The sequence below is a fragment of the Thiofilum sp. genome (assembly GCF_016711335.1).
Classification (GTDB): domain Bacteria; phylum Pseudomonadota; class Gammaproteobacteria; order Thiotrichales; family Thiotrichaceae; genus Thiofilum.
In genome coordinates this window covers 2,116,512-2,143,226 of the sequence record NZ_JADJTF010000001.1, presented here as the reverse complement: position 1 = coordinate 2,143,226, position 26,715 = coordinate 2,116,512, and the positions used below count along the sequence as shown (strand labels likewise).

26 protein-coding genes are annotated in these 26,715 nt (G+C 43.5%); 18 read left to right on the top strand and 8 right to left on the bottom strand.

All coding sequences use genetic code 11. The annotated features are described in order from the left end of the window. Nucleotides 1–48: 48 nt before the first annotated feature. The gene (locus tag IPL34_RS10260; RefSeq protein WP_296841348.1) at nt 49–915 is read left to right on the top strand and encodes an ion transporter; all 867 of its coding nucleotides are present in this window, start codon (nt 49–51) and stop codon (nt 913–915) included. A gap of 41 nt (nt 916–956) precedes the next feature. Here IPL34_RS10260 and IPL34_RS10255 read toward each other — a convergent pair whose 3' ends face one another. Continuing rightward, the gene (locus IPL34_RS10255; protein WP_296841346.1) at nt 957–1,925 is read right to left on the bottom strand and encodes a hypothetical protein; all 969 of its coding nucleotides are present in this window, start codon (nt 1,923–1,925) and stop codon (nt 957–959) included. A 165-nt stretch (nt 1,926–2,090) separates the two neighbouring features. On the opposite strand from IPL34_RS10255, the gene yajC reads away from it, so the two are divergent. The 6 genes from yajC to IPL34_RS10225 all read left to right on the top strand — a co-directional run bounded on the left by yajC (nt 2,091) and on the right by IPL34_RS10225 (nt 11,890). Next, nucleotides 2,091–2,420, top strand: coding sequence for a preprotein translocase subunit YajC (gene yajC / locus IPL34_RS10250; protein ID WP_296841345.1), 330 nt, complete (start codon nt 2,091–2,093; stop codon nt 2,418–2,420). 78 nt (nt 2,421–2,498) lie between these two features. After that, on the top strand, nt 2,499–4,352 hold the full coding sequence (secD, locus tag IPL34_RS10245; protein WP_296841344.1) for a protein translocase subunit SecD: 1,854 nt from the start codon (nt 2,499–2,501) through the stop codon (nt 4,350–4,352). An 11-nt stretch (nt 4,353–4,363) separates the two neighbouring features. Continuing rightward, a complete protein-coding gene (gene secF, locus IPL34_RS10240) occupies nt 4,364–5,311 on the top strand; it encodes a protein translocase subunit SecF (protein ID WP_296841343.1) in 948 nt (315 codons plus the stop codon). A 69-nt stretch (nt 5,312–5,380) separates the two neighbouring features. Continuing rightward, nucleotides 5,381–6,985 (top strand): phosphoethanolamine transferase, encoded by a 1,605-nt coding sequence (locus tag IPL34_RS10235; protein WP_296841342.1) that lies wholly within the window; start codon nt 5,381–5,383, stop codon nt 6,983–6,985. 91 nt (nt 6,986–7,076) lie between these two features. Continuing rightward, nucleotides 7,077–8,780, top strand: a complete 1,704-nt coding sequence (locus IPL34_RS10230) for an efflux RND transporter periplasmic adaptor subunit (RefSeq protein ID WP_296841341.1) — start codon at nt 7,077–7,079, stop codon at nt 8,778–8,780. Next, a complete protein-coding gene (locus IPL34_RS10225; protein ID WP_296841340.1) occupies nt 8,777–11,890 on the top strand; it encodes an efflux RND transporter permease subunit in 3,114 nt (1,037 codons plus the stop codon). Before IPL34_RS10230 ends, IPL34_RS10225 begins: the two co-directional genes overlap by 4 nt. A gap of 149 nt (nt 11,891–12,039) precedes the next feature. On the opposite strand, the gene purU is transcribed toward IPL34_RS10225, so the two are convergent. After that, nucleotides 12,040–12,891 (bottom strand): formyltetrahydrofolate deformylase, encoded by an 852-nt coding sequence (gene purU / locus IPL34_RS10220; RefSeq protein ID WP_296841339.1) that lies wholly within the window; start codon nt 12,889–12,891, stop codon nt 12,040–12,042. Between the two features lie 75 nt (nt 12,892–12,966). Beyond that, nucleotides 12,967–13,557, bottom strand: a complete 591-nt coding sequence (locus IPL34_RS10215) for an intradiol ring-cleavage dioxygenase (RefSeq protein ID WP_296841338.1) — start codon at nt 13,555–13,557, stop codon at nt 12,967–12,969. A gap of 284 nt (nt 13,558–13,841) precedes the next feature. On the opposite strand from IPL34_RS10215, the gene IPL34_RS10210 reads away from it, so the two are divergent. Then, on the top strand, nt 13,842–14,486 hold the full coding sequence (locus IPL34_RS10210; RefSeq protein WP_296841337.1) for a hypothetical protein: 645 nt from the start codon (nt 13,842–13,844) through the stop codon (nt 14,484–14,486). Between the two features lie 67 nt (nt 14,487–14,553). Here the strand turns inward: IPL34_RS10210 and IPL34_RS10205 are convergent, their stop codons facing one another. Then, on the bottom strand, nt 14,554–14,874 hold the full coding sequence (locus tag IPL34_RS10205; RefSeq protein WP_296841336.1) for a heavy metal-binding domain-containing protein: 321 nt from the start codon (nt 14,872–14,874) through the stop codon (nt 14,554–14,556). Between the two features lie 179 nt (nt 14,875–15,053). On the opposite strand from IPL34_RS10205, the gene IPL34_RS10200 reads away from it, so the two are divergent. The 4 genes from IPL34_RS10200 (at nt 15,054) to IPL34_RS10185 (ending at nt 17,583) form a co-directional block, all read left to right on the top strand. Continuing rightward, nucleotides 15,054–15,254: a hypothetical protein gene (locus tag IPL34_RS10200; RefSeq protein WP_296841335.1), complete on the top strand. Its 201-nt coding sequence runs from the start codon at nt 15,054–15,056 to the stop codon at nt 15,252–15,254. Further along, on the top strand, nt 15,244–16,071 hold the full coding sequence (locus tag IPL34_RS10195) for an urease accessory protein UreD (protein ID WP_296841334.1): 828 nt from the start codon (nt 15,244–15,246) through the stop codon (nt 16,069–16,071). The genes IPL34_RS10200 and IPL34_RS10195 overlap by 11 nt, the downstream gene beginning before the upstream one ends. Then, entirely contained in the window at nt 16,072–16,410 is a 339-nt protein-coding gene (locus IPL34_RS10190) for a tRNA-binding protein (protein WP_296841333.1), read from the top strand. A gap of 330 nt (nt 16,411–16,740) precedes the next feature. Continuing rightward, nucleotides 16,741–17,583 carry an HNH endonuclease gene (locus tag IPL34_RS10185; RefSeq protein WP_296841331.1) on the top strand — a complete coding sequence of 281 codons (843 nt, stop codon included), beginning with the start codon at nt 16,741–16,743 and terminating at the stop codon, nt 17,581–17,583. Between the two features lie 232 nt (nt 17,584–17,815). Here the strand turns inward: IPL34_RS10185 and IPL34_RS10180 are convergent, their stop codons facing one another. The 4 genes from IPL34_RS10180 to IPL34_RS10165 all read right to left on the bottom strand — a co-directional run bounded on the left by IPL34_RS10180 (nt 17,816) and on the right by IPL34_RS10165 (nt 22,051). After that, a complete protein-coding gene (locus IPL34_RS10180) occupies nt 17,816–18,784 on the bottom strand; it encodes a hypothetical protein (RefSeq protein ID WP_296841330.1) in 969 nt (322 codons plus the stop codon). Between the two features lie 4 nt (nt 18,785–18,788). Continuing rightward, nucleotides 18,789–20,264 (bottom strand): helicase HerA-like domain-containing protein, encoded by a 1,476-nt coding sequence (locus IPL34_RS10175; RefSeq protein ID WP_296841329.1) that lies wholly within the window; start codon nt 20,262–20,264, stop codon nt 18,789–18,791. Between the two features lie 48 nt (nt 20,265–20,312). Continuing rightward, nucleotides 20,313–21,362 (bottom strand): peptidoglycan-binding domain-containing protein, encoded by a 1,050-nt coding sequence (locus tag IPL34_RS10170; protein ID WP_296841328.1) that lies wholly within the window; start codon nt 21,360–21,362, stop codon nt 20,313–20,315. A gap of 161 nt (nt 21,363–21,523) precedes the next feature. After that, nucleotides 21,524–22,051 carry a hypothetical protein gene (locus IPL34_RS10165; protein ID WP_296841327.1) on the bottom strand — a complete coding sequence of 176 codons (528 nt, stop codon included), beginning with the start codon at nt 22,049–22,051 and terminating at the stop codon, nt 21,524–21,526. Between the two features lie 194 nt (nt 22,052–22,245). On the opposite strand from IPL34_RS10165, the gene holA reads away from it, so the two are divergent. From holA to IPL34_RS10135, 6 genes are read left to right on the top strand one after another with little or no spacing between them, the layout of a single operon-like run. Next, nucleotides 22,246–23,268 (top strand): DNA polymerase III subunit delta, encoded by a 1,023-nt coding sequence (gene holA / locus IPL34_RS10160; RefSeq protein ID WP_296841326.1) that lies wholly within the window; start codon nt 22,246–22,248, stop codon nt 23,266–23,268. Nucleotides 23,269–23,279: 11 nt separating this feature from the next. Continuing rightward, complete coding sequence (locus tag IPL34_RS10155; protein ID WP_296841325.1) at nt 23,280–24,536, top strand: glutamate-5-semialdehyde dehydrogenase; 1,257 nt, start codon at nt 23,280–23,282, stop codon at nt 24,534–24,536. Next, a complete protein-coding gene (gene nadD / locus IPL34_RS10150; RefSeq protein ID WP_296841323.1) occupies nt 24,533–25,162 on the top strand; it encodes a nicotinate-nucleotide adenylyltransferase in 630 nt (209 codons plus the stop codon). The genes IPL34_RS10155 and nadD overlap by 4 nt, the downstream gene beginning before the upstream one ends. Beyond that, nucleotides 25,163–25,525, top strand: a complete 363-nt coding sequence (gene rsfS / locus IPL34_RS10145) for a ribosome silencing factor (protein WP_296841322.1) — start codon at nt 25,163–25,165, stop codon at nt 25,523–25,525. A 13-nt stretch (nt 25,526–25,538) separates the two neighbouring features. Next, nucleotides 25,539–26,012: a 23S rRNA (pseudouridine(1915)-N(3))-methyltransferase RlmH gene (gene rlmH / locus IPL34_RS10140; RefSeq protein WP_296841321.1), complete on the top strand. Its 474-nt coding sequence runs from the start codon at nt 25,539–25,541 to the stop codon at nt 26,010–26,012. Nucleotides 26,013–26,023: 11 nt separating this feature from the next. Then, complete coding sequence (locus tag IPL34_RS10135) at nt 26,024–26,602, top strand: nucleoside triphosphate pyrophosphatase (RefSeq protein WP_296841319.1); 579 nt, start codon at nt 26,024–26,026, stop codon at nt 26,600–26,602. Nucleotides 26,603–26,715: the final 113 nt, after the last annotated feature.

The window sequence follows — 26,715 nt, the reverse complement described above, 5'->3', positions numbered from 1 at the left end:
ATATAAGCTTAGGCACTTGGCTTTATGATTAATAACAATTGACTGGATATGACAACATCTACTTCTCCAACCACTTATAACTCGGTATTGCAAACTAAAGCTGCCCAAATACTCGCCGCGCCCCGTACTCAGCAGGTGATTATTGGTTTAATTCTCATCAATGCGCTCATTTTAGGCTTGGAAACCTCCAAGACTTTAATGGCGAGTATGGGACACTTTTTACATTTACTCGACCGAGTGTTACTCACGGTCTTTGTGATCGAGCTAGTGACCAAGCTCTATGTGTATCGAGCGCAATTCTTCCGTAATGCGTGGAATATCTTTGATTTTCTAGTAATTGCCATTTCTCTAGTCCCTGCCTCAGGTCCCTTAGCGGTATTGCGTGTACTACGGCTGCTGCGTCTCGTATCGTTAGTGCCTAAATTACGCTTTATTGTGGAAGCACTATTTGCCGCAATTCCGGGGATTTTATCGATTTTAGGTTTATTGCTCATAGTGTTTTATGTGTTTGCCATTATTGCGACCGGACTATTTGGCGAAACGCATCCGCAATGGTTTGGTACTTTAGGTAAAACCTTATATACCCTATTCCAAGTCATGACCTTAGAAAGTTGGTCAATGGGGATTTCACGCCCGATTATGGAAACCTATCCATGGGCAGGTTTATTCTTTGTACTGTTTATCTTGATTGCTACTTTTACCATGCTGAATTTGTTTATCGCCTTGATTGTCAACGCGATGCAAACCATTCAAGAGGATCAAAAGCATACTGATAAACAAACAGTTGAGCAGGTACTACACCAAGAAACCGAACCGGTATTACAAGATACCCATGCCCTACGTGAGGAAGTGCAGAGTTTAAGAGAAGAAATTCGTTTATTGCGACAAACCTTGTCAGCAAACGCTAAATCCTAATAGCTTAAAAGCTTAACAGCTCACTAAATTCTGTACACTATTTAGTGGGCTTGCGCCCAAATCAGTTCTGGACTACAGCCCTCATCACGTTGACCGTACAAGGTGACGGCTAATTTTCGATCTCGTACTTCGGTTAATAAGGCTTTAAAGGCTGTTTCTTCAACCGCTAAGCTGATCATTCTGCGTCCTTTAGCATCATCCACTATGAGCATTAAAGTACTTTGCCATGAGCTAGGTTTGCAAGAACTAACAGTTTTAGACGCTTGTAGGATTAGCTCAATGTCTTCAGACAGATTAACCTCAGCCCATTTGAACTTAAGCAACTCGCCTTGGAGATAGGGTTGAGCATTGCCCATTTTAGGCGCTTGAGGATTACGTTTAGCGCTGGGCTTGACAGCTTTATGATTGGGTTTATTGGTAAAGCGTGTATAAAGCGGATAAGTCAAACCTGCCGCCTGTGACACTGAAACCCAGCGTGTATCATTCAACTCATATAAGGCAGTAAGCCAATAACCCTCATCAAAAGTCATATAGACCAACTCTGCCTTACCATCTCGATCAGTATCCACTAAATCGGGAATACCGCGCTTATCCTCCTCAAAATAGCCCTCGATTTCTGAAACGACTGGTAGACCTTGTTGATCAAAAGCCAGAGTAATCAAATGAGTATGGGGCGCAAGACCATTGCCCATCGTAGGGAAACTGAGCACTAAGTCCTGTGTGCCGTTCTTATCCAAATCCGCTTGATAAGCACTATAAGAGCGTTGTGGTATGCGTAAAGACCAAGGTTTATTGAGTGTGCCTACACCACTTAATACCAGATCGTCCTCATTAGGATAGCTTACTTTGATGTCTTTGCTGAGCTGCGTACTTTGCAGGGCAAAATCGAGTGGCTCTAGCTTAAAGGATGGTTGTAGGAGCTTATTAGGAATAGGCAAATAATCACTCATAAAAGCCTGTGCACTACTCAACATCAGTAGACTAGCAATAAAAGTTACTACTTGTTGCATACCTCACCTCTTTTAGACTGCTGATAACACTAGATCTATTCCCATTATAACGCTGCGTTGGTTGAAAAGTCTGAGGCTTGCCCCTAGAGTAGGCGCGTTTTCAATTATTAGTTTTGGATGATCAGTGGCATAATAACGCCACCTAAAAGTAAAGGAGAATCTTAAGTGAGCTTTTTGATTGCTGATGCCCACGCTGCAACCCCAGCCCCTGCGGGCGGTGGCTTAATAGAAATGGTCATTATGATGGCTATTTTCTTTGCCATTATGTATTTCATGATTATTCGCCCTCAACAAAAACGTGCTAAAGAGCACAAAGCCCTGATTGATGGCTTAACTAAAGGCGATGAAGTGGTAGCAGGTGGCGGTTTAATGGGCAAAATTACCGCAGTCACTGAAAACTATGTCGAAATGAGCGTAGCGGATAATGTGAATGTAAAAGTACAAAAACACGCTATTGCCAGTGTACTGCCTAGAGGCACACTTAAGGGCGAATAAGACTAGACTTAATTTCACCCATCCCATCCTCCTGTGGCAGGGGCAGCAGGAGGATTTTCTGTTACGGAACTTACAATAATGAATCGATACCCGCTTTGGAAATATCTACTGATTGGCTTGATTCTGCTAATTGGTGTGATTTATGCCATTCCTAACTTTTTCCCTGCTGTACCGGCCGTACAAATTAGCTCCAAGCTAGATGAAACTATCGATACAGCTACACTGCAACGCTTTGAACAAGCCCTGCAAACTAAAGGCTTAACGCCTACCGCCACCAGTGCCAAGGGTTCTCAAGCCACTTTCCGCTTTGAAAATACTGACCAACAATTACAAGCGCTTGAAGTGGTTAAAGAAACCGCAGGCAATCAATTCTCCAGTGCTTTAAACCTAGTCAGCTCCACTCCTGCATGGCTTCGCGCTTTAAATGCTAATCCTATGTATCTAGGTTTGGACTTACGCGGTGGCGTACACTTTCTCATGGAAGTGGATATGAAAGCGGCACTCGATAAAAACCTAACGCGCTATGAAGATGAATTTCGTGATGTGCTACGCAATAAAAAAATTCAATATCAAGGTGTGGCCAGAGAAGGCGAGGTCATTCATGTAAGATTTGAGGATAGCGCTTTACGCGATGCAGGTTTAAAAGCACTACGCACTGAATATCCTACTCAATTACTGATCGAACCGAGTGCTGATACGAATAATCTTAAGGCGACTATGACGCCGATTGAATTACAAACGATTAAGAAAAATGCCCTACAACAAAATATTACCACGCTACGCAAACGGGTTAATGAATTAGGGGTAGCCGAGCCAGTCATTCAGCAACAAGGCGCTGAGCGTATTGTGGTGCAATTAGCAGGTATTCAAGATCCTAATCAAGCGCGTGATATTTTAGGTGCGACCGCGACTCTCGAATTCAAGCTAGTAGATGAAGATAATGATCCTCTGCAAGCCCAACAAACTAAACGTATCCCCTTAAACTCACAACTTTATTATGAACGCAATGGCAATCCGATTCTTTTAAAACGCCAAGTGATGCTCACAGGTGAATATATTGTGGATGCTAATGCAGGCTTTGATGAACAAAATCGTCCAGCGGTACATATTACTTTAGATAGCAAAGGGGCTAATCGGTTTTCTAAAGTCACGGGCGAAAATGTTAAGCGCTTAATGTCTGTGGTCTTTATTGAAACTAAACTAGAGCGTAAAGAAGTTAATGGTAAGGTAGAACTAAAAAGTAATACTACTCAAGAAGTCATTAATGTCGCGCAAATTCAAACACAACTCAGTAAAAACTTCCAAATTACCGGTTTAGACTCAACTAAAGAAGCCACTAATCTTGCCTTATTATTGCGTGCGGGTGCATTAGCAGCTCCCTTATATATTGTAGAAGAACGCACTATTGGTCCTAGTATGGGGGCTGAAAATATTGCTAAAGGTGTGAACTCCAATATTTGGGGCTTTATTGCCGTAGTCATTTTTATGATCGTGTATTATCGAGTTTTTGGTGTCATTTCCAGTATTGCCCTAGCTATCAATGGCTTTTTACTTTTTGCCATTTTATCGATGTTACAAGCGACGCTTACCCTCCCCGGTTTGGCGGCTATTGCCTTAACCCTAGGTATGGCGATTGATGCTAACGTCTTGATTAACGAGCGCATTCGAGAGGAATTGAGAAGTGGTGCGCCTCCACAAGTAGCCATTAATACGGGTTATGAGCGTGCTTGGGGCACTATTATCGACTCTAACTTAACCACCTTGATTGCAGGTATAGCACTATTCTTACTAGGTGCAGGACCGGTGCGCGGTTTCGCGGTGGTATTATGTTTGGGTATTTTAACCTCCATGTTTAGTGCTGTTACCGTTTCGCGTGCTATGGTAAATCTATACTATGGTTCTAAACCACGTTTAACCCATGTTTCCATTTAAGGATGCGCATAATGCTTGAGTTTTTCCACTTTAAAAAACCCATACCCTTTATGCGCTATGGGAAAATCACGACAGCTATTTCACTATTAACCTTTACTTTGTCTGTATTAGCACTCATTTTTAAAGGTTTGCATTTAGGGGTAGATTTCACGGGTGGTACTGTAATGGAATTACGCTACAGCCAAGCCGCTCCTATCGAACAAATCCGTACAGCGGTTAAAGACATTGGTTTTGAAGAGGTATTAATTCAAAACTTAGGTACTAGCCGTGATGTAATGATTCGTTTACCCGTTAAAGAAGGTATGACGGGTGCACAAGTCAGTGAAACCGTACTGAATACTTTAAAGACCCAAGATACTAATATTGAATTACGTAGCCAAGAGTTTGTCGGTCCACAAGTAGGGCAAGAACTCTATGAAAATGGTGGTCTAGCCTTATTATTAGTGGCGGCAGGTATTATTATCTATCTTGCCTTCCGTTTTGAATGGCGTTTTGCGGTAGCTGCTATTATTGCAAACCTACACGATGTGGTCATTATTTTAGGCGTTTTTGCTTTTTTCCAATGGCAATTCGACTTAACCGTTCTAGCCGGTGTCCTAGCCATACTAGGTTATTCGGTGAATGAATCAGTCGTTGTATTTGACCGGATTCGGGAAAATATTCGTACTATGCGTGACGTATCTATAGCGGATATTATTGATAGCGCTATTACCACTACTATGTCACGCACTATTATCACCCACGGTTCTACCCAAATCATGGTATTAGCCATGCTGTTTTTTGGTGGCGAAGCTTTACATAATTTTGCCTTAGCCTTAACTATCGGCATTATGTTTGGTATCTATTCCTCGGTATTAGTAGCCTCACCCTTGTTATTATTCTTTGGTTTGAAACGTGAGCATATGATTCAACAGACTAAAACCTTAGAAGGCATGAACCCTGACGGTTCTATTGTCTAACTTAAGCCCTCCTTAAGCTGGCTAGTATGTAATACCCTACTACTAGCCAACTTACTATCGATTGCTTGCATGTCCTTTACCTCATCACGCCTTATTTTATTAGTGACTATTTTCGTAGTCATTAGCGCTAATCTAATTTTTTGGAATAAGCTATTACCCCTCTTAGATTTAGCCACACTCCAAGGCTGGTCTACCTTATTAGGTTTCTTTGCTCTATTAGTATGGATATTAGCTAGCTTACTCTTGTTGCTAGGAATGAAATACCTTCTAAAGCCTATTCTAGTGCTCATTCTGATTATCAGTGCCGTGGTAAGTTATTTCCAAAATGAGATGGGTGTGATAATTAATGAGGCAATGATTCAAAGCTTATTAGAAACTAATACTAAAGAAGCGACTGAATTTTTATCCCTAAAATACTTCATCTATTTAATAGGTTTAGGACTCATTCCAGCCATAATCATTATTTGGCTACCTATTAAAACTACAGGCTATTGGCGTGACTGGTTGCAGCGTTTGGGTACATGGTTAGTATTAACTTTAGTTACTTTGATCATCGTGTGGTTTAGTTATAAAGACCTAGCACTGATCGGGCGTGAACAACGTGATTTGCGTATGAACCTTAATCCCTATTATACGCTTAGCTCTACCTTCCGTTATTTTTATAATACTGCCTATGGTGTGCCCAAGGTTTTAACACCTATCGCAGAAGATGCTCAATTACAAAGTACCAACACCAACAAAAAAACCGTGGTTTTATTTGTCTTAGGTGAAACAGCGCGTCGTGATCATTTTGCACTAGCGGGTTATGGGCGGCAAACTAATCCAGAATTAAAACAATATACTGATCTTATTTTCTATCAAGATGTGTGGTCTTGCGGTACTGCTACGGCTGAATCACTGCCTTGTATTTATTCGCATTTATTACAAACCAATTTTAGTGTGCGTAAAGCATGGCAATATCAAAATATTACCGATGTATTGAAACATACCGGTATTAGTGGCTATTGGCGTGATAATAATACTGGCTGTAAGGGAGTATGTAATCGTATTCACAATGAAAGCGCTGAGGATTTAGCTAAAGCTTATCCACAATTTTGTAATAAAGGTGAGTGTTATGACGAAATCCTGTTACAAGGCTTAACCGAAAAAATTCAAGCAGCACCTAAAGACACTTTTATTGTCTTACATCAAAAAGGCAGTCATGGTCCGGCCTATTATCAACGCTACCCACAAGCATTTGCTCGCTTTACCCCTGAATGCAAAGATAATGCACCCCAAAATTGTGAGCGCAGTACTATTGTCAATGCTTATGACAATACCATTTTATATACCGACTATGTGCTGAAACAGGCTATTGAGTATTTAAAACAACATGAGTCTGAATTTAACTCGGTCTTATTTTATGTCTCTGATCACGGTGAATCCCTAGGCGAAAATGGCATTTATTTACATGGTCTTCCCTATATGATTGCACCCGATGCACAAAAACAGATACCCCTGTTATTATGGTTTTCAGCAGGCTATAAAACACAGTATCCTAATAAAGTACAATGCGCCGCTGCTAAAACCCAACAACGCCTATCCCATGACAATGTTTTCCACACCCTATTAGGACTATTTAATATCACCACCACTGCCTATCAACCCGAATTAGACCTAGCAGCCTGCCTATAGTTGTAGCCACACCCTACTAATGGGTGCTAATCGACATGATGCACTGCAATAGACTACACTTGCGTCAAAATCTTTTAGCCAATAATGCTGTATGAAAACTATTACATCCCGCCCCCTTAGCTTAAGTTTTATTATTGTTTGTACGCTTCAAATAGGTTTAGCGAACCCTAGTTTTGCTGCTGATGAAAAAGCACCCGAAAATACCAGTCTCAACGTTCCAAGCCTCAACGCCCCCAAGCCCACCTTAACCGTTAATACCACCCTACCTCGCAAAGAAACGTGGGATATGCGTATTGCGGCTAGTGGAGCGATTAGCGCTTGGCAAGAAGCAGTCGTGGCTTCAGAAATCAATGGTCTACGCATTACTGATCTATTAGTAGATATTGGTGATTCAGTACGTGAAGGACAAACCCTAGCCAAACTCGCGCAGGAATCTGTTAAAGCCGATATTGCCCAACAAGAAGCTGCCATTGCTCAGGCAGAAGCCGCTGTACTACAAGCCGAAACCAGTATTCTACAAGCTGAAGCCAATGTGAATCAGGCTAAAGCAGGCGTGGCTCAAGCCGAAGCAGGGGTAGAACAAGTACGCGCCACTGTTGCCCAAACCGAAGCAGGCGTGCTGCAAGCTGAGGCGGGTGTGGCACAGGCAAGGGCAGGCGTTAATCAAGCTAATGCTAATTTAGCCCAATCCCAAGCTACGATTAATCAAGTCACCGCCCAAGTTAGCCAAGCAGCAGCCGGAGTGAATCAAGCACAGGCTACTTTAGCTGAAGCCCAAACTAATTTAGAACGTGCACGACGTTTACGTGCTACCGGCGCGATTGCTCAACAAGAAGCCGATCAATATACCACCAGTGCGGCAACTGCACGCGCTGCATTAGAAGCCCAAAAAGCGGGCTTAGTCGCGCAAAAATCCGCTCTAGAGGCACAAAAAGCCGCTTTTAATGCCCTAAAGTCTGGTGTCAATGCCAAGCAAGCCGAAGTACAAGCACAACAAGCCGCTGTAGAAGCGCAACAGGCTATTGTGGCTGCTAAACAATCCGAAATTAAATCCCAACTCGCTGCGGTCGATGCTCAATCGGCTGGCGTGGAAGCACAGCAAGCAGGGGTTGAAGTACAAAAAGCAGCACTCAATGCCCAAAAAGCCGCTAAAGCCGTCCAAGAAGCAGCCATGCTCAATCAACAATTACGCTTGAAATATACCACCATTACCGCCCCCGACTCTGGCACGATAGTAGCGCGAACCGCCTCATTAGGCTCGGTAGTACAAGCAGGCACAGAGCTTTTTCGCCTGATTCGTCAAGACAAACTAGAATGGCGAGCAGAAGTCACCGGGCAAGAGTTAGGTAAAATTCGTGAAGGTCAACCGGCTCAGGTCAATCTACCTACGGGGGAAAACATTGAAGGGCAGGTACGCATGATTAGCCCCACCTTAGACGCCAACACGCGTAATGCCACTGTTTTTATTACCTTACCGAATGGTAGTGGGGCTAAAGCGGGTATGTTTGCTAGTGGCGATATACTTAGTGGCACGGTAGACGCTATAACCCTGCCCCAATCAGCCGTTATTTTACGTGATGGATCGCGCTATGTGTTTAGTGTGGATAGTGATAATCGCGCCAAGCAAATGAAGGTCAAAATAGGACGTTTCCTCAATGGCAATGTCGAAATTTTAGAAGGTATTAGCCTGACCGATGAAATAGTCACCACGGGCGGGGCGTTTCTAAATGATGGCGATTTAATCCAACGTGCCACCCCTATACCTGCTGCTAGCACGGAGGCTCCCAAGCCATGAACGTTTCAGCATGGGCAATACGTAGTCCAGTCCCCTCCTTATTGCTGTTTGTGATCCTCACTTTTATGGGCTTAATGGGCTTTCGCTCATTAATGATCCAAAGTTTCCCCGATATTGAATTACCCGTTATTACTGTTGTAGCGAGTTTAGAAGGAGCTGCTCCGGCTCAATTAGAAACTGAAGTCGCACGCAAGATCGAAGAACAAGTTAGCTCACTTTCTGGACTGAAGCATATTACTACTACGGTGAGTGATGGCTCAGCCACTATTGCCGCTGAATTTGAAATTGAAAAAGACATTGAAACGGCACTCAGTGAAGTACGAAATGCGGTCGATAGTATTAAGGCTGATCTACCCGCCAATATGAATGATCCGATTGTGAGTAAAGTGACTACATCGGGTAATCCGATTGTTACCTTCACTGTAGCCTCTAACAATTTGGATGAAGAGCAGCTCTCTTGGTTTGTCGATAATGAAGTTTCTAAAGCCTTATTAGCCACGCCTGGTGTGGGACGTGTATCACGTATTGGCGGAGTAGACCGTGAGGTGCAGGTTAACTTAAATCCCAAATTAATGAATGGCTTAGGTGTAACCGTCGCCGATGTTTCTAGCGCGATTGGTAATATGCAAAAAGACGCTTCTGGTGGACGCGGCGATATAGGTGGCGGAGTACAAAGCGTGCGCACCTTAGGAGCCGTAGAAACGGCTGATGATATAGCAGCCCTACCCATACCTCTCTCAGGTGGGCGCTATGTGCGTTTAGATCAAATTGCCCGTGTTGAAGATACTTATGCTGAGCGTTCTACTGCGGCATTATTGAATGGTCAACCTGTAGTGGGCTTTCAAGTGACTCGTACCAAAGGTGCAGGTGAAGTGAGCACCGCTGAGGTAGCACGGGTTACGGTGGACAAGCTGCGCCAACAGCATCCTCATATTACCATCGAAGAAGCTTATAATACTGTAGTCCCCGTACAGGATAATTATGAAGGCTCGATGCTGCTGATGTATGAAGGGGCTTTCTTAGCGGTTATTGTAGTGCTCTGGTTCTTAAAAGATTGGCGAGCCACTATTGTATCGGCCACTGCTTTACCCTTAGCTATTATTCCCACCTTTGCAGCCATGCACTATTTTGGCTATTCGCTCAATATTCTGACCTTACTGGCTTTGGCTTTAGTGGTGGGGGTCTTGGTCGATGATGCCATTGTGGAAGTAGAAAATATTGTGCGCCACCTCAATATGGGCAAAACCCCACTGCAAGCGGCGATTGATGCAGCCGATGAAATTGGACTCGCCGTCATAGCCACGACCTTTACTTTAATTGCCGTGTTTTTACCAACCGCTTTTATGGGGGGAATTCCGGGTAAATTCTTTGAGCCTTTTGGTATTACAGCAGCGGTCGCGGTATTTTTCTCCTTAGTAGTCGCTCGCTTACTCACGCCTATGATGGCGGCTTATATCTTAAAACCCCATCCTGAAAGGGAACAAAAAGACGGCTGGATTATGCGTAACTACTTAAAGCTCATGAAGTGGTGCATACGTTTTCGCTGGATTACGGTGGTTTTAGCAGTTGCCTTTTTTATTGGTTCAGTGCAGTTGCTCAAATTACTCCCTCAAGGGTTTGTTCCTCCGGGTGATCAAAGCCTGACCTCCGTTACTATTGAACTTCAGCCCGGCTCTTCTTTAGAAGACACTACCCGCGTTGCTGAGCAAGCTAGGGCTATGATGCAAACCGTACCAGATGTTAAACGCATACTGACCCTAGTAGGCTATGAAGCAGGCGAAGGTGGCCCGGTGGGTGGCGGCGGCAGTATGGATAGTCGCAAAGCGACATTAACCGCCGTACTCACTCACCGCACTGAGCGCGATATTAATCAGCAAGTGATTGAAAATCAGATCCGTGAGGCTTTAAAAGGTTTGCCCGGAGCACGAGTTAAAGTAGGTGCTGGCGGTTCTGGGGAAAAATTGCAAGTAGTGCTGGCTAGTAATGATGCCGCAGCCTTACAAAGTGCCGCACTAGCGGTAGAGCGTGATTTACGTACTTTAAAAGGTATTGGTAATGTGACTTCTAGTGCTAGTTTACAACGCCCTGAAATCCATATTACCCCCGACTTTGCCCGTGCTTCTGAGTTGGGGATTAGTACCCAAGCTCTATCCAATGCCGTCCAAATTGCGACCTCAGGTGACTTTGAATCACGCCTACCCAAGCTTAATTTACCCCAACGCCAAATTCCGGTGCGCGTGCGTTTGGATAAATCGGTACGCTCTGATCTACAAGCCATTGAGCAGTTACGCATCACCGGACGTAATGGCAATGTGCCACTATCCACGGTCGCTCGAGTCGAAATGGGCGCTGGTCCTACGCAAATTAATCGCTATGATCAAAAACGTAATGTGAGTATTGATGTGGAGCTAGGCGGGCGCACCTTAGGCGAGGTCACTAATGAAGTGAATGAACTACCCGTCTTTAAAAATCTGCCACCTTCGGTAGAGCGCCCCGCTGCGGGTGATGTCGAGAGCATGCAAGAACTATTTGCCAGCTTTGGAATCGCCATGTTTATTGGCGTGATGTTTATTTATGTAGTCTTAGTGCTGCTCTTTCATGACTTCCTACAACCCGTGACTATTCTCGCAGCTCTGCCTTTATCATTAGGTGGCGCATTTGTAGCGCTATTAGTTACACATAATAGCTTCTCTATGCCCTCCGTCATTGGACTTGTGATGCTGATGGGGATAGTGACGAAAAACTCTATTCTATTAGTCGAATATGCAATTATGGCAAGGCATGCAAAAGGGATGTCGCGCTTTGATGCATTAGTTGATGCGTGTCATAAACGGGCGCGTCCGATTGTCATGACTACTATTGCTATGGGAGCGGGAATGTTACCTACTGCTTTAGGCTTAGGGGTCGATCCTAGTTTCCGTGCACCCATGGCGATTGTGGTGATTGGGGGCTTAATTGCGTCTACCGTACTCAGTTTATTAGTTGTCCCTGCTATTTTTACTGTGATTGATGACTTGCAAAACTTGTTACGTCGCCTATTTAGACTCAAAACTGTTTCCACTGCTGCGGTTTTACCAGCAGCGACGGCTCCTATCACCAAAGAAGTTTAGCGTTAAGTATCTAGCTAAAAGTAATCGTGTGTTTCTGGAGCAGTCTTGGCGGCAAGGATGCCGCCTTGAAGCGTACAGGGACGTATTCACAGCGGCTGCGGAGGAAATGCACGATTATTTTGACCCAAGTACTTAATACTAAATAACCGCTATTTAAAAACTACTGTTTTATTGCCGTCTAAGAACACCCGATGCTCCACATGCAGCTTTACTGCACGCGCTAAAGCGACGGTCTCGGTATCGCGTCCTACCGCAGTCAATGCTTCGGGGCTATAGGTATGATCCACGGGTTGTACCGCTTGCTCAATAATCGGCCCCTCATCTAAATCGGCGGTCACATAATGCGCGGTAGCTCCAATGAGTTTAACACCGCGCTCATAGGCTTGATGATAGGGTCGTGCCCCCTTAAATCCGGGCAAGAATGAATGATGGATATTAATCGCCCGCCCCTTTAATACTTGGCATAGCTCATCCGACAAAATCTGCATATAACGCGCCAGTACCACTAATTCAGTACCCGTTTCCTCAAGTACGCGCAGCACTTCTTGCTCTTGCTGACGCTTATTCTCTTTGGTCACAGGCAAATAAATAAAGCGAATCCCTTCACGCTCCACCATAGGGCGTAAATCCAGATGATTAGCTATCACCGCTGTGATTTGCATAGGAATTTCACCTTTATGCAACCGATAGAGCAAATTCGCTAAACCGTGATCAAATTTACTCACCATGATCAACACTTTCATCGGCACAGTACGATCTACCATTTGCCACGTCATTTGAATACTGTTGGCTATAGGCTCAAACCCTGATCTGATACTCGCTAAGGTGTCACTACCCTCACGAATCTGACACACAGCTCGCATGAAAAATCGCCCACTGTCTTGATCATCGAATTGGGCTAACTCGCTAATATAGCAACCATGCTCAAATAAGTAAGAGGTCACTTTGGCAATGATGCCGCTAGCTGCTGGACTGGTTGCTTTTAAAATAAATTCGCTCATAACCGTTTTTGACTCACTATTATTATGGTCTAAACTGTAGCAACTCAGCCCTTGACTCGCTAGCCTTGCAAGCGCTTACGCCACAATAAACTGATAATGTCCACTGACTATCCCATTAGCATTACCTAGCCTCATGACCAAATTTGAATCATAAATACCATCGACCGCATTTAAACGCTCATTGGGAAAATATAATTGCGTAGTCAACACGCGACCATTGCGACGCTGTACTTTTAAATGAAAATGACGGGTGCGCCCCGGATAAATGCCGGGCATGACGGTTTTGAATTGAAAACGCCCTTGTGCATCGGTGAAAACATGACCGCGTAAACGATAACCCTCATTATCGTAATAGCCTTGAGAATCGGCATGCCATAACTCAATCAACACATTAGCCTGTGGCGCACAACTTTGACTCAATACTCGCCCTTGTAAGATAAACGCCTTTCCTCGGCGATCATCGGCGCTGAAATCATGTTTAAGTGGGGTATTAGGGGTAAAATAAGGCCCTTCAGTTTGCGCTAAAGTCAGCTCCTCCCCTCGTCCACAGCTTGGTGTTAGGGGTAATGGAGTTTGGGCTAATAAGGTGGGTGCTAGTCCCATACCTGCTAAAGCCACAGCACTTTTTAATAAGTAACGTCGCTCATTGCTCAACTGATTCATCATGATAACTCCCATTTGTGTGAGTCCTTCAAGCTAGCATACTTTGCTACCCGTGAAATAAAGCGCCACTCTGCTTAGGGAAATATCCGCCTACTAATTTTATCCCTTAAAGCTAGCCACTCATCCGTTTTCTATCGGCAAGTGAGTAAAGATACTTTAAATAATGAGCTAATCCCTTGTTTTTAAAACAACCTCTAATTATTTCAAGCTTAGTCAAAACACTAAAGGGTCTAGCAAGTATTTGTTGAATACTTATTTAGTAACCTAAAAACAGTAAAGTGATCCCTATGAGTAGTGTATCTATTAAATCTATTAGCTCGAATGTAGTGTTTTCTGAATCTAATCCCTCTGATAACACTACCAGCTCAAACCCTATTCAATTTAATTCGATTAATATCGACCTCACTAAGCTATTAAGCCTCATTACTAAGCTCCAACAGCAACTCATCGCTCGCTTAAATATTTCTAATAATTTAATAGCGAATCTGACTAAAAACACTAATTATGACACTCCGGCGCTCAACTATTTAAGCCAACCTATTAAAACCAAATCTGCCACCCCTAATCCTAGTAGCGCTATTATGCGTTCTACTCTGTTACCTAGTAATGCTAATGATACTGACCTAAAAGATAATCCGTTTTTATATAAAGCTATTTGCAATATATTGCTAACGGACTATGAAAAAGAAAAAGATCATCGCGCTAATAAGCATCATGACAAACCTGTAAAAATCCATTATCAAGACAAATCTTATACGACTCTAAAAATCAGTCATAGTGAGCGCGGTTTTAATACTCAAGAAGGATACTATGCTCAGCCTATACGTAAAACGTTTGTAGCAGCGAGTTATCAGGGTGAAATGACTATTATTGATGAAGTAGATTATGGGCAGATTATTAGTGCTGGCACTACTACCAAATCTAATAGTTGAGTCATTTAAAGCAGTATTTTATAACCTCAGTCTTGAAACTGAGGTTGAATAGAAAATTGAATAATTTTTAATTGACAGTGACGGCTGTGCCGCTGATTGCCACCATGATCATACTGCCACCTTGACCAATAACCTCGTAATCAAATACGACCCCCACCACGGCATTAGCTCCCATTTGTCGCGCCCGCTCTTGTAACTCAGTGAGTGCTATCTCACGAGCATTTTGCATTTCACGCTCATACGTGGCTGAGCGTCCGCCTACAAAGTCGCGCACTTGAGCAAAAATATCTTTGACAAAATTCGCTCCCATAATTGCCTCACCAGAGACAATACCATGATATTTAACAATGGCTTTTCCCTCTAAATTTGGTGTAGTAGTCACTAGCATACGTTGCATCCTTATGTTTATTAGTAGTGCTTCCTAGTCTACGTGATAACCGCTATAGACTAATAAAACAACCTAGCCAGAGGTAGATTAACCCGCTAACCTTATCATTCTGATTCAAAAGCTGGCACAAAAGCTGCTTAAATGCCTAAAACCTTTCATAGATTAAATGGAGTCTTTTTATGTCTAAATCACTATTAGCTTTATTACTGACCTGCTTTAGTATGAGTGCATATGCGCATAATGCACCCTTTCCTCACGCCGAAATGCACCACGAAGTAGCACACCTTTTAGTGCATGCACTGTTTGCGCTCCCTGTATTTATTGCTGCGTGGATCGGTTTTAAAGTATGGCAGCGCTATAGCCAGCGTAATGAGCGTTAATCCACCCCTATCAGGCTGGCAAGCACGTTTAGCGCTCACCTTTACCCAGCAATCGGACAAAACGGTATTAAGTAAGCGCGAGCAACTAGGACCTCTAGCCTTACAGCGTCCGTTTTATCCCGAAGGTGAGGTGTGTCATGGGTATATTTTGCATCCTCCGGGGGGAGTGGTTGGGGGAGATAAGCTGAACATTAATGTACAAGTATGCCCCCAAGCTCATGCATTGCTGACCACTCCGGGCGCTACCAAATTTTATCGCTCTGCTGGATTACAGGCACACCAACATCAACTACTCGAAGTGAATGCAGGTGCATTGGAATGGTTGCCTCAAGAATCGATTTATTTTCCCCAGACCTTGAGCACTTTAAGTACTGACATTCAGTTACGGGGAGATGCACGATTTATTGGTTGGGAAATCCATTGTCTTGGGCGTCCGGTAATTAATGAACTTTTCGACGCCGGACAAGTGACGGTGAGTATGCGTCTGATGCGGGATGGCAAATTAGTCTTGATGGATAAACAACGCATTCATCAATTAGCCGATGTCACCGCCCCAGCAGGCTTACGCTCGCACCCTGTGTTTGCAACCCTCATAGCCACTCCCTGTCCAGCGGACTTAATGGAATCCGTACAAACTTTATGCGCTGAACTACCAGAAGGGATAGCGGGTGCTACCTTAATGCGTGAAGTCTTAGTGGTGCGCTATTTGGGTAATAGCACTGCCGCTGCACACCAATTATGGCGCACCATTTGGGCTACGATTCGCCCCACTATTATGGGTAAAATAGCCACTCCCCCTCGGATTTGGAGTACTTAAATGGAGCTGATTAGTTGGGAGCAATTTGCACAAGTTGAATTGCGCGTCGGGCGCATTATCCATGCCGAACCTTTTCCTAAAGCACGCAAACCTGCTTATATTTTGCATGTCGATTTTGGTGCGGAGCTAGGCATTAAAAAATCCAGCGCTCAAATCACCCAGCTTTATACACCAGAAACTTTAATCGGCAAATTAGTAGTGGGTGTAGTGAATTTCCCAGCGAAACAAATTGGCTCTATTATGTCAGAATGTTTGATTACGGGCTTTCACAATGAGCAGGGCGAAGTGGCTTTATGTGTACCCGATAAAGACGCACCACTAGGCACTAAGCTATTATGAATAGTTTAAGAATTAGTACTAATAAATCCGTTTACATATTTTCTGCTAACTCCATCATTTAAAAGAGAAAGAGCATTAGTTATTCCAAATTTGCTTGAGGATAAAAGTTTGTATACTCTGGGTTGTATGTCTTATGATTACTGACCATAAGTTTCGCTATCTGATGGAGTTTTTTCTATGTCAATCCCAGACTATACAGATTCTCGCCAAAAAAAGACAAAGCTTCATTTTCCCAGACTAGGCAGATTCTGGAATAAGATATTATACCGAGATTGCGTCTAATAAAATGTTAGGTTTAGTACAACCATTATCGAATCTTTGGAGAGTGTTTTGAATATAATATTTTCACGTATTGCTTGGCATCCAAAATATGATGGCAAATATCCAGTGCCGTACACTGGAGCAGATTGGCAAGAAAAAGAGGATAATGAATATGGAGAATGGCTAAACTTCAAAAAGTTTAAAGGTCATTATTATGGCTATGCGACTGCAAATAAATGGAAAATTGATTTAACCAACTTTGGTTCAAAACAAAAAGATGGCTTTGTTGATAATATTACAATAGTGTGGGTTGCACCTGACCCAAATGGTGGGAGCAAAATAGTTGGTTGGTACAAAAATGCGACTGTATACTCTGAACTTCAAACCAGACCTGATCCATTAACATATAGTTATTTTTTCAAGGCAAAAATAAAAGATTGCACTCTTTTACCTGAAGAGCATAGAACATTTAACTTTAACAAGAAATTTAGATACCTATGGTATAAAGACATAGATTTAAAAATCAAAGAAAATGTTATTAATTATCTTGACTCGTCAGATGACTATACTGATTTCTATGACCCTGCTGAAGTAGATTTCAAAGACAAAGAAGGCAAAAAAATATTAAAAACACACATAAAAACCGAAAGATCAATAAAACTAATAAAAGAATTTAAGAAATCACTTATTAGTTTTGAATGTTCGGTTTGCGGTTTTGATTTTGAAAAAACATATGGCTCAATAGGTAAAGATTTTATTGAAGCTCACCATAAAAAACCAGTATCAAGTTTCAAATCCAGTCAAGAAGTTTCAACAAAAGACCTTGTAGCTGTTTGTTCAAACTGCCATCGTATGCTTCACCGGCAGACTCCACCGATTACAATACGTGAGTTAAAAACAAAAATAAAATAAAAATCTAACAATTACATCGACGACGGACGCGGTGACAGCCCGCGACTCCGCCCATTCGACTCCCCGCCGCGCAACGTTATCTGCACACAGCAATAAAGCACCGATAAAAAATTAGAAGTATAATTAAAGAGTTGAAATTTCATATTATCTGGGGTAATTTAGGCTCAAACAAAATTCTTGCTGATCTCTACAGATACTTTCAACACATTTAACTCACTACCCAAACTTAGTCCTAACTCCAAAATTTCCAAAAAGGTTTATTAGCTACTGAATATAACTCGCCATTAGCAGTACTCACTTGCAAATTAATCTTTTTTTGCTGAGCCAACTTAATTAATGGATCGAGCCAATTTTGCTCTAAATGGGATAAGGTATTTTGCCAATTAGCGGGATCGTCTTTTAATGAAGGTAGCACTAAATCATCTAGGATAATGACGGTATCACCTAAACTTAGATCTAACTCACTTAAGCTTTTAGGTAATTCCTGATAATGAGCATTTAGACCATAGGCTAGGGTCTGAGTATTTAAGCCTTTGCCGATTATTTGTTTAATAGATGTGGTCAAGCGTTCAATACGTTCTCCATTCCCCCATAACCACATGCCATTAAAATGCTTAAACCCACTATTACCTAATTGTGGGGTATGCAATAGCATTTGGATTTCATTTAATAATCGATGCCAATATAGGCGTTCTTTTTTTTCACCTTGTGGCAAATAGGAGAAAATATTTTGCCCCACTACTGATGATAGAGGCGTAGTATTCATACTAGGAGGTTGATTTAGCAAGAGATAACCATAATTACCTATTCCCTGCCAATGCAAACCATCCTGAGCTAAAAAGGAATTTAATAATTGTGCTACCTGCTCATTTTCAGCCTCACTCACAGCAGGCAAATCAGGCAATAAACGCACACAATCTAAACCGGATTCTAATTGCACCAAGTCTGCACATAATACCGCTTGTGTAGGCAACTGCCCCTCTTGAGCGGCATAGCGCCATGCTGCCAGTGAAATAGACTCAGCAGTTAAACCTGCTAAAAGCAAAACTGTATTTTCTATCCCTTGCACGGAAAGAGTTTGCTTAAGCTTTGGATTAAACAACGACTTGAATCTAGGAGCATGTGGTTTAAAACCAAAATCACGCTCCCATAAAGCTAGGGGTTGTAAAGCTTGGGGAAGAATCAGGGTGACGGTAGGCATTAGATTATTTAAACAACGAACCTAAAATACCGCGTACTATTTGCTGACCTAATTTAGAACCCACCGAACGCGCCAGATTTTTAGCAAAGGCAGTCCCCACATCCTGCAAACTATCCATCATAGAATCGTTTTTATTATTAGGCTCATAGCGGCGTGTGGCTTTTTGTTCGCTCGTGACTTGTGCTTCTAAGGTAGCTTGCTGAGCACGCGCTTGTAACACCTCATGCGCCGACTCACGATCAATCATCACATCATAGCGCCCTGCATAGGGGCTAGAACGCAATAAACTTTGCCATGTTGCATCATCGACTGGTCCAATTTGTGAACGTGGCGGAGCGATGAGCGTGCGCTGCACAATACTCGGAATGCCTTTATCTTGCAGAGTAGACACTAATGCCTCACCTACCCCCATTTCCATAATGACTTGAGCCGTATCGAGTTTGGGATTAGCTCTAAAGGTTTCAGCAGCCGTTTTTACGGCTTTTTGATCGCGGGGTGTGAAGGCGCGTAAAGCATGTTGCACCCGATTGCCTAATTGCCCTAATACCGATTCAGGAATATCCAACGGTGTCTGAGTAATAAAATAAACCCCGACTCCTTTAGAGCGAATCAATTTCACCACTTGCTCAACTTTAGTCACTAAGGCTTTGGGTGCATCAGTAAAAAGTAAATGCGCCTCATCAAAGAAGAAGACTAATTTAGGCTTATCTAAATCGCCCACCTCTGGCAGCATTTCAAATAACTCTGATAGCATCCACAGCAAAAAGGTGGAATACAGTTTCGGGCTATTCACCAAACGATCTGCGGCAAGAATATTGACCTGTCCATACCCCCGTGCATCGTTGCGCATAAAATCCATGAGATTAATAGCAGGCTCACCAAAAAACTTTTCGCCCCCTTGTTGCTCTAGCACCAATAAGCGCCGTTGAATCGCACCAATAGAGGCTGAGCTAATCGTGCCATAGACATTTTGAAATTGGCTGGCATTTTCCCCTAAATATTGCAGCATAGAGCGCAGATCTTTCATATCCAGCAATAAAATGCCTTCATCATCGGCGAGTTTAAAGGCAATATTTAAAATACCTTCTTGGGTATCATTCAGTTCTAATAAGCGTGACAGTAATAAAGGTCCCATTTCAGAAATGGTGGTGCGTACTGGATGCCCCCGTTCTCCGGTTAAATCCCAAATCACGGTAGGGTGAGCCTCAAACGTATGGTCTTTAATGCCTAATACTTTTAAGCGCTCTTCTACTTTAGAATTGAGTTTGCCGGGTTGACTGATACCCGTCAGATCGCCCTTAATATCTGCCATAAATACGGGCACGCCTAAGCGTGAAAAACTTTCAGCCAAGACTTGTAAAGTGACTGTTTTACCTGTTCCAGTAGCCCCCGCAATTAAACCATGCCGATTGGCAAAACGTGGATTGAGATAAACAGGCTCATCGCCTTTACCCAATAAAATACCGGCTGTTTCGGTCATGGCTGCTCCCACTTTTTGTAATAGTCTAATGAAGATGAAGATAACCTATTAAAATCCTAACGCTTGTAGGGTTTCTAAAGTAATAGCCCCTTGAGCTAAGCGTTTTTGTTGCTGGTAATGCAATAAAGCATTTTTAGTCGCGTTATCCATCTTACCACTGACTATTAAAGCTTGTCCGCTTACCCGTGCTAATTGACCTTGCAAAAGCTGAATATCACGCTCGGTCAGTTGAGCCTCACACAGGCTGACTTGAGTCTGGGCACGCGCCGCGCGTTCTAATACTGGTGTGACTATAGTTTCATATTGATTAGTAGCAGAGGAGCTATCGGCATCGACGACCCAATTTTCCACCACATGATGTAAATCTACCGTGCGGTACTCCGCTGGTAATAAGCCACGCCCCTGCCCTGCTTTCAGCAGCACTTTACGCTCCACTTCCACATACTCGGCGGGTACTAAACGCCACGAAAAGCGCGGCGGAACATCAACCAATTGCTGCTTAATTTCCTTGACCTGTGCAGCTTGTGAGATGAGACAAGGATTATTATCCACCACTGCGGTAGCCGCTGGATTAGCGCGATCCGTGTAAGCAAAACAGCCCTCGCGCCAGCTTAAATGAGCCGGTTTAAGTTCTTGCCTATGAATTACAGTACGATATTGAGCAGGCTCTACCTCTAACTCATAACGCTCACGTTTAACCGGTATTTTTTCAACTACTGTTTTGTAAACGGCAGGTAGGGTTTCCTCCGCAAAACGGGCGGGCATAGTCTGAATTTTTACACTATTGATTTTAGTCACAGCGGTTTTATTGGTGTAGGTTCTCACGCCCTCACGCACTAATACCTTGGTATTTTTCTCTTTAAAAAGGGCTGGCTGTAATACCGTTGCCTGACAAGCTAAAGGGGCTTGAAAAGCTTTCTGAATACGCTCGACTGTAGCGCTATGGTGACTGACTGATCTAACGACTATAGGTGTTTCGGAAGGAGGAGACTGGGAGCTGGCAACTGCGGAAAGAGTGTTAGCAGAGTTGAGCTTATCAAGCGAGGCTTTATCGAGATAGACCACATCATTTTGGCAACCCATTAACCATAGGCTCATGCCTACAACCCCTATTAGGTTGCACGTTCGTACCATAGTTACACACCCTCGCCTGATAAGTATTCAAAATGGTTATGTTATAACACTCTGCATTTATAACCTAGGTACTATACTTATTAACCTCTATGCTCAGGAACGTGAGAGTTACTATTCCTTCAAGATTAAGCAGCGGCTTGTTCTTCGTAGCCCACCTCGCAAAGATGGAAAATTTCTCCAGTACGACGATCTACCTTCTCAATAGCACCGTGTCCGGGCTTCCATACATAAGTCGGTTTTTTATGGCTCACTACATTAGAAGACTTAGTGCTAGTTTTGGGCGCTGTGCTGGTAGTAACAGGAGTTAAAGTAGGGTTATAGGCTCTAGCTGCGAGAATGCGCTCTTTGGCAATCGTGGCGCTGTTGGTAGCCGCCACTGCGGGGACTTCCACTTTGCCGTAGTGAATCGAAGTATCGACAATAATAGGCGCTTTAGGCAAGGCTTTAGTTTCAAGATGCATTTCAATAGGCGCTATATCTTGAATGATCGGAGCGATACGAGTACGCGTTATTTCAGCATTTACTCGATAGGCTAAAGCCCAAGAACTCAGTACCACTGCTTTATGATTGGTAAACTGATAATGTGAAGCGGAGAGCGCCTGAGCATTTTGGAGCGCCGTCGCGTCATGAAAGGCGAGATGATTGGAAGCCATAACCAGTCCCTAGTCAGCAAGCAAAGGTGATAACTAGAGTATGGTAAGTAACTTTCAACTTTGCTTACCCAGCCTAGACATGAACTAAGGATTAATGGATAAGCGGTATCAGCACTTGATTAGGCTTTAACTAGAGTCATAAAGTAGAAAACTGCTACCATCACACCTTCTATATAGATGAACTTTAACCTTCTATGCAATTAGCCGTTGAACAAGTCGCCGATCATTTAACTCGCCAATTATTACCTGTGTATTGGGTCACGGGTAATGAGCCTTTACAAGTGATGGAAACGGCTGAATTAATTCGAGCCAAAGCTCAGGAACGTGGATTTATTGAGCGACAGTTACTGAGTGTGGATGCTCAATTTGATTGGGGGCTATTAACTGAATCTGCCAGTGCTTTATCGCTTTTTGCCCAGCAAACCCTAATTGATCTGCGCCTATATAATGCCAAGCTGGGGCAAAATGGTGCTAAAGCATTGCAATATTATTTGAGCACCTTACCTGGCGATAAAATCCTATTAGTACAATCGGAGCGCTTGGATAAAAGTCAGCGCAGCTCAGCATGGTTTAAAGCCTTGGATAAAGTGGGCGTGATCGTGAATGTGTGGGAATTAACGCCTGCAAAAACTCAAGCATGGGTAGCTAAACGTGCTCAGCAAGCGGGTTTAAAAACGAGCACCGAAGCCTTACGCTATTTAAGCGAATGTATGGAGGGTAATCTACTCGCCGCCCAGCAAGAAATTCAAAAGCTTAAATTACTGTTTGGCGAACAAGAAATTGATGTCAAACACATTGCTAGCACGGTAGCCGATAATGCGCGGTATACCACCTTTGATTTAGGTGATGCCATTTTGCAGCGCGATCAACAGCGTCTCTTGCACGTATTTAAAGTGCTCCAAGCTGAAGATACGGCTATGCCCTTAATTATTTGGGCGGTTGGCGAAGTCATGCGCCAAGGCTATGAAGTGGTACACGGTAATATGCCTCCTGCTGTGACACCGATGCGACGTGAAGCCCTACAACGCGCTCGCCCCCATTTACAAAAACTGCACTGGTCGGTGGGCTTTGAAGCTCTAGGACGGTTAGAACAACATGCCAAAGGAGTGGGTATCGATGCCCCGCGCAATACCGACCGTCTATGGGATGAAGCAATAACACTTGCATTATGGTGTGCAGGTATTAGCATTAACCTTATGACTATCAGCACTCAATAGGTAATTAAAACGTGACTATCGCCGCTTATATGGAACAAGTTGGACAGCAAGCCCGCGCGGCTGCACGCCTACTGGCTAAAGCCGACACTAATGCTAAAAATCAAGCTCTAACCTTCATGGCTCAAGCCCTATTAGACAATGAAGCTGCTTTACGCGCTGAAAATGCCAAAGATCTAGACGCAGGCAGAGCTAAAGGCTTAGATGCGGCAATGCTTGACCGCTTAACTTTAAGCCCGAAATATATTGCGACTATGGCAGAGGGTTTACGTCAAATAGCGGCTTTGCCCGACCCGATAGGCACGATTACCGATATGAATTATCGTCCCTCTGGTATTCAAGTAGGCAAAATGCGTGTACCGCTAGGCGTGGTGGGCATTATTTATGAATCACGCCCCAATGTAACCGCCGATGCAGCAGCGCTTTGCTTAAAATCGGGTAATGCCTGTATTTTACGCGGTGGCTCAGAAGCCATTTATTCTAATCAAGCGATTGCTCACTGTGTGCAACAAGGTTTAAAAGCGGCTGGCTTACCCGCTCATGCCGTGCAAGTGGTTGAAACCACAGATCGCGCTGCGGTGGGTGAATTATTACGAGCTAAGGCTTATGTGGATGTGATTATTCCGCGTGGTGGTAAAGGTTTAATTGAGCGGGTTAGTAATGAGTCATTGATACCTGTAATTAAACACTTAGACGGTATTTGCCATGTGTATATCGATGATGAAGCCGATATTCCTATGGCGATTAAAATCGCGGATAACGCTAAAACTCATCGCTACGGTACTTGTAATACCATGGAGACTTTATTAGTCGCTCAAGGCATTGCCGATAAAGTACTGCCTCCACTCGCTGATCTCTATCACTCTAAACAAGTTGAACTACGCGGCTGTGAAAAAACCCGTGCTATTTTACCCGCGATTAAAGCTGCCACTGATGAAGATTGGGTGACTGAATATCTAGCGCCGATTTTATCAATTCGTATTGTGGACGGCGTAGATCAAGCCATTGACCATATCAATACCTATAGCTCGCAACATACCGACTCCATAGTGACCAATAACTACACTAAAGCTCGACGCTTCCTACGTGAGGTGGACTCTAGTTCGGTGATGGTGAATGCCTCTACTCGTTTTGCCGATGGTTTTGAATATGGCTTAGGGGCTGAAATTGGTATTAGTACTGATAAAATTCATGCGCGTGGACCGGTCGGATTGGAAGGACTAACCTCGCAGAAATTTATTGTCCTGGGACATGGTCAAGTACGCATATGATAGGTTTGTTGGGCGGTACATTTGATCCTATTCATTTTGGTCACTTGCGGATAGCGCTTGAAGTAGCGGACGCACTCGATTTAGAGCAAGTGCGCTTTATTCCTAATCGTGTACCGCCCCATCGTCGCCAACCGCTAGCCTCTGGTGCAGAGCGCTTAGCGATGATACAAAGCGCTATTCAAGGCGAACCGCGTTTTGTGGCGGATGATCGAGAGTTGCGTCAAGAGCAAACTTCCTATACTGTGCACACCCTGCAAGCATTGCATCAAGAATTTCCTCATCAATCATGGGCTTTCATTATAGGTGCTGATGCTTTTTTACAGCTCACAAGCTGGTATGAATGGCAAACTTTATTTGATTTAACACACTTTATAGTGGTAGGTCGCCCCGGTTATGCTCTAACTACTTCTGAAACCACATGGTTTCAGCCTTACTTGGTTGATTCGTTAGCTGATCTCACTAAGCACACAGTAGGTAAAGTATTAGTACTTAATATTCAAGGCTTAGACATTTCAGCGACTCAATTACGCAACCTTATCGCGCGTGGTCAAAGTCCACGTTATTTAACTCCCGATGCTGTCTGGTCTATGATTCAGACTCAACAACTGTATAAATCCAAGGTATAAATGGAACTAGAACCCTTAAAAGCGCTGGTAATTAACAGCCTTGAAGATCTAAAAGCACAAAATATCACCGTACTCGATGTACGCGGCAAATCCACCATTACTGACCTCATGATTATTGCGACGGGTACTTCTAGCCGTCATGTAGGTTCTATTGCTTCTGCGGTCGCAATGAAAGCCAAAGAAGCTGGACATGCGCCTTTAGGCGAAGAAGGTAGCGGTGGCTCTGAGTGGGTATTAGTCGATCTGAACGATATTATTGTGCATGTTATGACCGCTCAGACGCGTGATTTTTATAATCTCGAAAAACTCTGGGGCGTGAATAGCAACTTTGACCAAGCCTATACGCAAGCCTTGGCTGGTTAAGGTTAGTTAGTCTATGCGGATTCATCTACTCGCTATCGGTAGCAAAATGCCTGATTGGGTTAATACGGCTACCGACGAGTATATTGGGCGTATGCCCCCACATTGTCGTGTGATCACGCATGAAATAGCGGCTGAAAAACGTACTAAGACCGCCGATTTAAAAAAAATCCGTGAACTTGAAGGTGACAAACTACTCACTGCTATTCCAGCGGGTAGTTTAGTCATTGCTTTAGACGTTCTGGGCAAAGCATGGTCAACGGAACAACTGGCACAAAACCTCAATACCTGGATGGTAGGCGGGCGTGATGTAGCCCTGTTAGTGGGAGGCCCGGAGGGATTATCCCAAGCTTGTATTGATCGCGCTGAAATACGTTGGTCACTCTCACCTCTAACCTTCCCCCATCCTCTAGTTCGAGTGATGGTAGCCGAGCAATTATTTCGTGCTTGGAGTATTCTCTCCAACCATCCTTATCATCGCGCTGATTAGCTTAATAACTTATGCAACCTCATCTTATTTTAGCCTCGCAATCCCCGCGTCGGCGGGAACTATTGACCCAAATTGGGATTACCTATCGTGTTGAAGTCGCTGATATTGACGAAACACCACGCCCCCATGAATCGCCCTTTGAGCTAGTGCAACGTCTTGCGTTAGAAAAAGCCCAAGCCGTATGGGAGCGTAGTGATAAAACCTTACCCGTATTAGGCGCCGATACACTAGGTTTTGTAGACGATGAATTATTATTAAAACCCCTCGATTTTGCCGATGCAAAACGCATCCTAAAATCCTTATCTAATCGTGAGCATGATATTTTAACTGCCGTTGCTTTATGTTCTGCGCAAGGTCAAACAGTACGCTTGAATCACAGTCGTGTTTGGTTTAGAGCCATTACTGAGGCTGAAATTGCCGCTTATTGGGCCAGTGGTGAGCCACAAGACAAAGCGGGTGCATATGGTATTCAAGGACGTGCTGCGATTTTTATTGAGCGTTTAGAAGGCTCGCATTCGGCAGTCATGGGTTTACCTTTATTTGAAACAGCGCAGTTATTGCAGGCACACGGTATTTCAGTACTTAGTTAAGCGCGTGCTTAACCGTTGTGTACATACTGAAACATTTAGCCTAATAGATTAACTACTTATTACGCATTGATTTGCTATTATCATAAGGTATTGCTTATTTAAGATTAACCACA

Excerpts from the sequence above, each read along its gene's own strand:
- IPL34_RS10260 (WP_296841348.1), top strand. The coding sequence starts at position 49 with ATGACAACATCTACTTCTCCAACCACTTATAACTCGGTATTGCAAACT.
- IPL34_RS10255 (WP_296841346.1), bottom strand. The coding sequence starts at position 1,925 with ATGCAACAAGTAGTAACTTTTATTGCTAGTCTACTGATGTTGAGTAGT.
- secD (WP_296841344.1), top strand. The coding sequence starts at position 2,499 with ATGAATCGATACCCGCTTTGGAAATATCTACTGATTGGCTTGATTCTG.
- secF (WP_296841343.1), top strand. The coding sequence starts at position 4,364 with ATGCTTGAGTTTTTCCACTTTAAAAAACCCATACCCTTTATGCGCTAT.
- IPL34_RS10235 (WP_296841342.1), top strand. The coding sequence starts at position 5,381 with ATGTCCTTTACCTCATCACGCCTTATTTTATTAGTGACTATTTTCGTA.
- IPL34_RS10230 (WP_296841341.1), top strand. The coding sequence starts at position 7,077 with ATGAAAACTATTACATCCCGCCCCCTTAGCTTAAGTTTTATTATTGTT.
- IPL34_RS10225 (WP_296841340.1), top strand. The coding sequence starts at position 8,777 with ATGAACGTTTCAGCATGGGCAATACGTAGTCCAGTCCCCTCCTTATTG.
- purU (WP_296841339.1), bottom strand. The coding sequence starts at position 12,891 with ATGAGCGAATTTATTTTAAAAGCAACCAGTCCAGCAGCTAGCGGCATC.
- IPL34_RS10215 (WP_296841338.1), bottom strand. The coding sequence starts at position 13,557 with ATGATGAATCAGTTGAGCAATGAGCGACGTTACTTATTAAAAAGTGCT.
- IPL34_RS10210 (WP_296841337.1), top strand. The coding sequence starts at position 13,842 with ATGAGTAGTGTATCTATTAAATCTATTAGCTCGAATGTAGTGTTTTCT.
- IPL34_RS10205 (WP_296841336.1), bottom strand. The coding sequence starts at position 14,874 with ATGCTAGTGACTACTACACCAAATTTAGAGGGAAAAGCCATTGTTAAA.
- IPL34_RS10200 (WP_296841335.1), top strand. The coding sequence starts at position 15,054 with ATGTCTAAATCACTATTAGCTTTATTACTGACCTGCTTTAGTATGAGT.
- IPL34_RS10195 (WP_296841334.1), top strand. The coding sequence starts at position 15,244 with ATGAGCGTTAATCCACCCCTATCAGGCTGGCAAGCACGTTTAGCGCTC.
- IPL34_RS10190 (WP_296841333.1), top strand. The coding sequence starts at position 16,072 with ATGGAGCTGATTAGTTGGGAGCAATTTGCACAAGTTGAATTGCGCGTC.
- IPL34_RS10180 (WP_296841330.1), bottom strand. The coding sequence starts at position 18,784 with ATGCCTACCGTCACCCTGATTCTTCCCCAAGCTTTACAACCCCTAGCT.
- IPL34_RS10175 (WP_296841329.1), bottom strand. The coding sequence starts at position 20,264 with ATGACCGAAACAGCCGGTATTTTATTGGGTAAAGGCGATGAGCCTGTT.
- IPL34_RS10170 (WP_296841328.1), bottom strand. The coding sequence starts at position 21,362 with ATGAGCCTATGGTTAATGGGTTGCCAAAATGATGTGGTCTATCTCGAT.
- IPL34_RS10165 (WP_296841327.1), bottom strand. The coding sequence starts at position 22,051 with ATGGCTTCCAATCATCTCGCCTTTCATGACGCGACGGCGCTCCAAAAT.
- holA (WP_296841326.1), top strand. The coding sequence starts at position 22,246 with ATGCAATTAGCCGTTGAACAAGTCGCCGATCATTTAACTCGCCAATTA.
- nadD (WP_296841323.1), top strand. The coding sequence starts at position 24,533 with ATGATAGGTTTGTTGGGCGGTACATTTGATCCTATTCATTTTGGTCAC.
- rsfS (WP_296841322.1), top strand. The coding sequence starts at position 25,163 with ATGGAACTAGAACCCTTAAAAGCGCTGGTAATTAACAGCCTTGAAGAT.
- rlmH (WP_296841321.1), top strand. The coding sequence starts at position 25,539 with ATGCGGATTCATCTACTCGCTATCGGTAGCAAAATGCCTGATTGGGTT.
- IPL34_RS10135 (WP_296841319.1), top strand. The coding sequence starts at position 26,024 with ATGCAACCTCATCTTATTTTAGCCTCGCAATCCCCGCGTCGGCGGGAA.